We start from the raw sequence: 8223 nt of genomic DNA on the forward strand, positions 1-8223 counted from the left end.
GAATTCCTTCCGCCAACGGTACAACAACGCCGAACTGATATCTAGTTCTTTGGCCAGCGCACTCAGATCTGTGCGGGTATTACTCAGTTCAACGCTCATCATCTTGAACTCTTTCGGATAGGTTTTTCTTTCTCGTGACATAATTTCTGTTAAGTTATCAAATTCACTTAACTTGCTGTCTACTTAAAGGTAGCAACTCCAGTTCAACGCTCATCAGCTTAAACTCTTTAGGGTATGCTTTTCTCTCTCGTGACATAATTTCTGTTAAGGTATATAATTCTCTTAACTTGGTGTCTACTCAAAGGTAGCAACTCCATAATGCTGTGCTTATCACACAAGTAAACAGGAAACAAACGCTTAAACCATCGTCTCGCAAGTATATGGTGAATAGGCAAGATGCAGATATCATGGCGCAATACAATCTTGAATTGCGGGGTTTCTACAACTACTATTCAATCGCAGACAATATCAGCTATCGGGGATGGAAGTTCAATTACTTCATGAAATATAGTATGCTCAAAACGCTCGGCCGTAAGCACAAAAGAACCGTCGGACAAATACTTGAAAAGTATAAAGACGGGACGGATGTGGTCATCCCCTACAGGGATAATAAAGGCAACGGGAAACAAAGAGTGTGGTATAATGGGGGATTCAGATGTAAACGTTTCACAGACATCTACCGGGATAATCACTACGAAAAGACACCCAACACCATGTATCTTCCTGCCCCCCACACTTGTGGAAAGGCTCAGAGAGAGAAAGTGTGAACTATGCGGTGTAATGGGAGACCTCGTGATGCATCACGTACGTAACATCAATCAGCTTAAAGCTGACACCAGATGGAATGCAGTGATGATCAAACGCCATCGTAAAACCCTCGCAGTCTGTCACGATTGTGATGCATTAATCCATAAAAGCTATGACAAGTAAAGTTATGTTGACAATGGAGAGCCGTATACATGGAGACATGTACGTACGGTTCGGGGGCGGGTTAGCAGAAACTTACCACCGCAAGGTGGCAAAGCGCTGTTGGCCTAGCCTACGTAAGGAAATCGCCGATTTGTGCGGGCTGGATAAAAATCTAACCTCTCACATTGCCCGACATACCTTTGCCACTACCGTAACCTTACTGAACGGTGTGCCAATTGAAAGCGTTTCAAAGATGCTCGGCCATTCCAATATCAGAACAACCCAGCATTACGCGAAGATTTTAGATATCAAGGTGAGCGAAGACATGGCTACTTTAAGAAAGAAACTCAGCTGTTAAATAAATCCTCTAATGGATGCTAGAGTTTGAAAAGAGGATTATAATATCTTAAAAAGGGAATGATTCGCACATGCGATCCTTCCCTTCTTTTATAGAGTCAAATATCTCTTTTTAAAATAGGTATCAGTTAATCCCATTAGTTTCTACTATAGTACAGATTAGTCTTTTGGCTCCCACAATTGAATTTTATTCCCTTCCGGATCTAAAATATGAACAAATTTGCCATAGTCAAATGATTCTATCTTATCGACGATAGTCACATTCTCGTTTTTTAGCTCTTCAACTAATTGCTCAAGATTTTCTACCCTGTAATTAATCATAAAATCTTTATCCGAGGGTTCGAAATATTTTGTGTCCTCCGGAAATGGATTCCACTGGGTAAGCCCCTTTTTTTTACTGTCGTCTGCCTCAGGCCACTCGAAACTAGTTCCGTACGGCGTTGTGTCAAAACCTAGATGTAATTTATACCATTCGTTAATTGCTTTTGGGTCATTGCATTTAAAAAATACCCCCCCCTATTCCAGTTACTTTTTTCATTTTCTGTTTATTGTTACTATTGATTTACTTGACTCTAAAACCTTAAAAGAAGGAAGCTACAAACAACTATTACCAAAACTGTTTTTTTCACTTTTTTGTCGTTAAATTAATTATTCTTTTTACTGGGATGCCAAGTTCTAAATCGAAATGGTTCCAGTTGCATACATTTTCCTTATCTAGAAACACCTCTAATCCTGGCTGGGCCTCGCATTCGTAATCACTATTGATTAGCCATCTATCAAAAAGGTAATTTATGCCTGCGGCAACCAAACTTATAGGCCCCGATACTTCGGTAAAAGCGTACTTACAGGCTGGCGCAGGATAGCCGTTTGCACAGGGCTGTCCGAAGCTAACTTAAAATCCTTTGGCAGCGTAATACATGCTTCATACCTATATTTTTCCTTTGGAGTCACTTCAGGGTCATCCTTCGACATGCCAAAGATAGTCTCCGACTTATATAGGTCTATATCTTTCGACCAATCGATCAGTTTTGCAAATTCGTTGATAACTTTACCCTCTTTAAAAGCATCTGTCACCCTGATGTAAGCGATGCGTCTTTCCGGCAGTTGCTTTATTTGCACAGAAAAATGTTTTTCCAACTGTTCCGCTGACATGGCACAATGATAGTTATTTATTGGCTGTAGATCTTTGCAAATCTTGCTATTTTTTAATTTTCCCACCATTCCTGTACTGTAAGGGCGGAATGCCAAAGTATTGTTTAAATAAACGTGACAAGGCCTGTGCAAGTTACCATCCAAATGATCAATGATCATGATTTATTCTTCGCCTATAAATATCAGTTGACTTAGCCATATATTTTTTCATTATGCAATATACTGTGTATTTCAGTAAAGGTATCTACCCTGTTTCGTTCCAAGTTTTCCAGCCCGATAAGGGCTTTTCCTTTTTAGGGTCTTTCCATCTGGAGCAGCACCGAGCAGCCTAATCCCAGATCCAGCATTTCACAGCAGGGTGCTTTTGCTCCGCAAAAGCCGAGAATTACACCAAAACCAACTTCATAATACACCAATATATAAGCTGAGCTGACACAAGAAAAGAATCGTCTTTTTTAAGACTTACAGAAGCCATTAATTATTTGCAATATGCGTAGCGAACGATGAGTCCAGAAGGCATCATCAGTGTCTTGAAACTCGTTAAAATCAGCTGAATGCACACTTTCAGACGAAACGCAGTGCACACTTTTGAGCGAAAGATGTGTCCACTTTTGGAATATCTCCCATGTAAATGGCACTTCGATTGAATTATGCTATTCAAATAAAAAATTGAGAACGCTAACTTAGATAAAAAATCTCTATAGTTGACGATGCCAGATCCGACCAGAAACGGCGTCTCAACATTATGCAATCGGAAGGGTAAAAAAGAATGTCGTTCCCTCCCCAAACTCGCTCTGGAAATATATTTTCCCATCATTCAACTCGACAAACTCCCGGCAGAGTACCAGGCCTAGGCCAGTTCCAGACTCGGAGGCGGTGCCTACCGAAGAGAACCTGTTTCCCACCTCCATTAGCTTTGCTTGGTTTTCCAGAGGTATACCCGTACCAGTGTCCGCTATGGAGAACAAAGCAAATCCTTCGGCCGACTCCACACTAATTTCAACCTTTCCATTCTGGAAAGAGAATTTTAATGCATTGGAGACCAGATTGCGCAGCACAGTGTCCACCATCTGCCTATCCGCAAGTATACTTGTCTCTACGACCTTTTCAATTATTAGTGCTATCCCCTTCTGCTGGGCAACAGATCCCATTAGGCCCTGTAATTGTCCAAGAAGTTCTCTTACCGATAATACTTCCTTGGCCGGTCTAAGTAAACCCGTCTGGATACTCGACCATTTCAATAGGTTTTCCAGCAAGGCATAGGCCTGCTTGGTAGAATCGTTTATCCTAAAGGCCATGTGCTCGATCTTGGACCGTTCTAGAGACGCGAATTTCCTATAGATCAGCTCGCTATAGGTAAGAAGGGAAGTGAATGGGTTCTTTAGATCATGTGCTATAATAGAAAAAAGTTTGTCCTTTGTGTCATTGAGCTCCTGCAGCTGCACATGGGTACGCTTAAGTCCAGTGATATCGTTACAGATCACAAGATAGCTCAGTTCTCGGTCCATAGAGCTTTTCTCTGGAATTACCTGAACGGCATGGAACTCGGTACCCGTTGGACCATTGAGCTCAAGATTTTCCATCTGCCTCTCGCCTGACAAACCTGCACGCTGCAGGACCGGCTGGAGTGAAACAAACAATTCAAAACCCGATAAATCCCCATCAAGACTATCTGGGCCCATTCCAAAATAACCGGATCTATTAGCGTAGATACACCTGAAATGAGTGTCCAAACGCAGCACAATTCCGGGTAGGTTCTCGGCAAGGGTACGGTATTTCTGTTCGCTTTCCTTCAGATCTTTGAAAATTAGATCGGTCGGCCTAATAAACCCTGTTTCCACATTTACCTTATAGATCAGGAAAAATGATACCAGTTTGAAATAGTGTCCAATTTCGTTAAGCAGTCCGGTATTGCTTTGGTAAGAGGCAAAACAGCATTCGCTTAGAACAGTAAAGCACATAGAAACCAAGAGCAGCCTAAATACCGATGAACTGAACCTTTTTCTGTTCCCAATCAGCAGGCCTGCAGCGACCAACAGAACAGCAATGATAGCGTATTCTATATATAACTTGAATGGAGTCTGTCCTATCCCCTGAACATAGCAAACCGGAAAAACCTTCCAGACCAATATCGCCAGCACAACGACTAGCGAAATGCCAAAATAACCCAGAAAGACCAGATCAGAATTAAGCCGGATACGACGCCGAGCGATCACTAGTCCCACAACAAGAGTCAAAGCTTCCATCATCCTTGTAGTCACCCAAAACTGGTTCCCAGGAAAGCCATCCACCGCGATCACTTGCATGCCCATGTAGGTTAGGGTATGCAATAAATCCAGGGCGCCGATAAAGAGGTAGGAGATTCCCACCAGGTGCAGAAATCCGTTGTCCTGCATCTTCCTAGAGTTCCAGGTAACGATGAAAACTGCAAAGGCAACCACAATTGAAAAGAGTTCCACCAGTATATGGAAAAGCAGGTAACCCTGCAGCTTAGAAACATAGAATATAATAAACAGGGAACTAAGCGCAAAAAGCGTCCTATAGTTATCCCGCAGTAATGAAGAGAGTGTTCTGGTGGTCATGGGGTAATTATCTGCTAAATTTACATCTAAAATCGTAAACTCACAATGTATTGATGCCTTATTTCCCGCCCCACGTTTGTGCTGCATGTTTGAGCCCCAGCTTTATCTACACTAAATCAGAAAAACAGTGAAACTTGGGCACCACTTGCTCCCTCATTTGGTGCTAATCTTTGGAATGTTAAATTCTGATCATGAAATTTATCCATTAGCCCTATTGTCAAATTGCACAACTACAAAGTTTTATAGGCTTTTTTTTTATCCATCTGAGAATTGGAATAATTATATTAGATTCGGCAATATTAAATTTTTCAGTAACATAAAACATTTTCCAGAATGGACAGCCATGAGAAAAAAAGGATAGAGACAGTAAACAAATATTTCGATATTGATTTTGATGGATTCGAATTTCAAGAATTAGTGGATCTTGCTGCCAAGTTATGCGATAAACCTGTAGCACTGATTACACTGCTAGACGGTGATTCAAACTGGATGAAGGTCAGATTTGGTACCGAAATTCAGCAGATGCCAAGGGAAACCTCGTTCTGTCAGTATAGTATTGCCCAGGACGAACTGCTCATTGTACCAGATGCCACAAAAGACCCTAGATTTAAAAATAACCCGCTTGTAAAGTCCGACCCCAACCTTAAGTTTTATGCCGGTGCCCCTCTTACCCTAGATAACGGTTTCAAGATCGGAACTCTATGTCTATTCGATACCAAACCCAACAATCTCACCGATACCCAAAAGAAGATACTTTCCATCCTATCCAGACATGCCACCTCGATCATGCAGGCCAAGCTAAACAGCCTGCATTTGCAGGAGCAGATTAGGGCAACTGAGGCTAAGAATGATGCCCTTATCAAGATAGCTCAGCTACAATCCCATCAGATAAGGCAGCCACTGACAACCATCATGGGACTTGTAAATCTGGTCAAGCAAGGCTACCATGAATCAGATGCAGAATGGATTGGGATGCTATCAAAAGCGACCGAGGACTTTGACAAGATCATCGTTGATATTGTGTCAAATAGTATAGGAAGCAAAGACTTGGCTTCCATAAGATACAACAAAATGGTAGAGGAGATCGATGACTATGCCATAGTGCTCATGGACAGGGAGGGTAATGTCGAAAATTGGAATAAGGGAGCACAGAAGATAAAAGGATACCTCTCATCGGAAATCATCGGAAAGAACTTCGGCATATTCTATACCGAAGCGGATCGTGCAGCCAATAGACATATTCAATTGCTCTCAGAGGCTGCAAGCAAAGGCGTTTCGCGCGACCGGGGCTGGCGCGTAAGAAAAGACGGAAGCAGGTTCTTTGCTATCGTGGTTATCACCGCGATCCATGACGATATGACTGAAGTAATTGGTTTTACAAAAGTTACAAGGGATCTTACAGAAATCAGGGAGGCACAGGACGGGCTGCGGTTGCTTGCCGATATGCACGAGCTGTTGGTCGAACAGGCAGGCGAGCAGTTTGGAATCGGGGGATGGCAACTTGATCTCGAAAGACAATCCCTGTCATGGACATCCACAACTCGTAAAATCCACGGCGTTGATGATGAATATGTTCCTCAACTTTCCACAGCTATAGATTTTTACAGACAGGGATCAGACCGGGCAAAGATGGAGGTCGCCATAAAATCTGCGATTTCAGATGGAAAGCCGTGGGACCTGAACCTACATTTGACAAATATGCAGGGAATGGAAGTCAGGGTGAGAGCAATAGGGAGGTCCAATTTTGACGGATCTGGCTGCACGATGGTTTACGGAACAATCCAAAAGCTCACCTAGGCCTTATGGATTGGTATAGTCTATTTAGATACGGCAAACGAAACTGGTTGTTCGTCATTTTTGTTAAAGCCTTCGCCCACACTCTGTGAATATGATTATCCCGCCCGAAACGTTATTCGAATGCTTGGAATGTATTGTCTAATACTTATCCTTTACTATTGTTAAACATATTGGAACAAACCCAAAACTGATTGAAGCAATAAATTATATACGGCGCTGGAATACTGTAAAAACATTGCCCGGCATTAATATAATGGATGCCCCAGATGAGCGACGACGAGGCTTCCAGTGTAATGGTGACATTGTCGCCAAAAATCATATACCAGTCATTAATCTCAATGTAGGCAATCAAAAACTGGGACTAGAAAGGCCTAAATGTTGTAATGGATGATTTCCTAGTCAAGCCAATCGTGGAAAGTGATAGTTTAACAGTTTTCAACAAGTCAACTGACTTAGGAGAGTATAACTTTAATGAAATGTAGTCGTTAGACAATGACATAGCTGGACACTTCCTCATCAATATATGGGGCTCGATATCTATATTCACGATAAAAACTTATAGTCTATAAATGCCACCCAGGAATTCTATCTTTATTATCCCGAATTATTTTCAGCTGCTTTTGATGTAAAAAGAGAAGATGTTGCCTTATTATGTATTACTGGCTATCTTTACTATCAGTCTACTTTGTTTCTGGACAATGTTATTGATGAAAAGGAGTTTCATAAAATTGTTTATGTTACTGTCTGTCAGGAAGAGTCCATTAAAATATTGACTTCGATTTATGGTAAAGATTCTATTTTCTGGAATTATTGGAATCAGAGAGGAAATGAATATTATACAGCTGCATATCTTATTATGCAACCAATTGTGTTCTCAGCTATCCCACAACCTTAAGAGGGGTTAACTGCAAAATCTTTCAAGTAGATATTTTGAATAAAATGGTGCAGTTACTATCATTAGTAATGAGAAAAGGAAAAAAACGACACTTAAGATAACAGAAGCGGTATTACTATTAAATAATTTTGGTTTTTCAACAATAATACGCTCCATTTTTTTTGACTTATAATAATATAAGTAATTAACAATTATAATAGCTATTAAAACACCAATCAATGGCCATTTAGGTATATTATAACAAAAAAGAAGAATTGACACTATATTTAGAAAACCATTAATTATGAAACTCTCCATTAAACTTAAACAAAAAACCACAGTAAAATGAGGTTGATCATCTGGAAGAATCTTCGTATAAAATAGATAGTAGTAATAATAAAGAATACTCATTAGGGGTTTATATTCAATAGTGTCCTAAACGTTTAATGTTTTTGTAAAAAGGCTTAGGATGGATTGAAATAATCGCATTTTAAGGATTATTCAAAAAAGAATCCCTTGTATGCTGGTATTGGGTTCCAGCTTAGGTGGTTC

Annotated in this window: 8 protein-coding genes and 1 pseudogene; 4 read left to right on the forward strand and 5 right to left on the reverse strand. The window is 40.7% G+C overall.

The window, feature by feature from the left end:
- Positions 1-141, reverse strand: a 141-nt coding sequence (locus H9X96_RS23185; RefSeq protein WP_187668390.1) for a transposase, incomplete at its 3' end; no start/stop codon positions are given.
- Between the two features lie 182 nt (positions 142-323).
- Between H9X96_RS23185 and H9X96_RS22740 the strand changes: the two genes are divergently transcribed.
- The 3 genes and pseudogenes from H9X96_RS22740 to H9X96_RS22745 all read left to right on the forward strand — a co-directional run.
- Complete coding sequence (locus tag H9X96_RS22740; protein WP_370576772.1) at positions 324-767, forward strand: group II intron reverse transcriptase/maturase; 444 nt, start codon at positions 324-326, stop codon at positions 765-767.
- Positions 768-795: 28 nt separating this feature from the next.
- Positions 796-930: a hypothetical protein gene (locus tag H9X96_RS23190; RefSeq protein ID WP_370576773.1), complete on the forward strand. Its 135-nt coding sequence runs from the start codon at positions 796-798 to the stop codon at positions 928-930.
- A gap of 115 nt (positions 931-1045) precedes the next feature.
- Positions 1046-1267, forward strand: a pseudogene (locus H9X96_RS22745) (tyrosine-type recombinase/integrase); the annotation flags it as partial.
- A 158-nt stretch (positions 1268-1425) separates the two neighbouring features.
- Here the strand turns inward: H9X96_RS22745 and H9X96_RS23195 are convergent.
- The 4 genes from H9X96_RS23195 to H9X96_RS22195 all read right to left on the reverse strand — a co-directional run bounded on the left by H9X96_RS23195 (position 1426) and on the right by H9X96_RS22195 (position 5087).
- Entirely contained in the window at positions 1426-1746 is a 321-nt protein-coding gene (locus tag H9X96_RS23195) for a VOC family protein (protein WP_370576774.1), read from the reverse strand.
- Between the two features lie 145 nt (positions 1747-1891).
- Entirely contained in the window at positions 1892-2074 is a 183-nt protein-coding gene (locus H9X96_RS23200) for a hypothetical protein (RefSeq protein WP_222943969.1), read from the reverse strand.
- A 2-nt stretch (positions 2075-2076) separates the two neighbouring features.
- On the reverse strand, positions 2077-2577 hold the full coding sequence (locus tag H9X96_RS22190; RefSeq protein ID WP_187668392.1) for a GyrI-like domain-containing protein: 501 nt from the start codon (positions 2575-2577) through the stop codon (positions 2077-2079).
- A 584-nt stretch (positions 2578-3161) separates the two neighbouring features.
- Positions 3162-5087: an MASE3 domain-containing protein gene (locus tag H9X96_RS22195; protein ID WP_255431213.1), complete on the reverse strand. Its 1926-nt coding sequence runs from the start codon at positions 5085-5087 to the stop codon at positions 3162-3164.
- A 246-nt stretch (positions 5088-5333) separates the two neighbouring features.
- Between H9X96_RS22195 and H9X96_RS22200 the strand changes: the two genes are divergently transcribed.
- Positions 5334-6797: a PAS domain S-box protein gene (locus H9X96_RS22200; protein WP_187668393.1), complete on the forward strand. Its 1464-nt coding sequence runs from the start codon at positions 5334-5336 to the stop codon at positions 6795-6797.
- The last annotated feature ends 1426 nt before the right edge of the window (positions 6798-8223 follow it).

Origin of the sequence: Pedobacter sp. N36a (genome assembly GCF_014472395.1) — a bacterium.
In the GTDB taxonomy this organism is placed as follows: Bacteria; Bacteroidota; Bacteroidia; order Sphingobacteriales; family Sphingobacteriaceae; genus Pedobacter.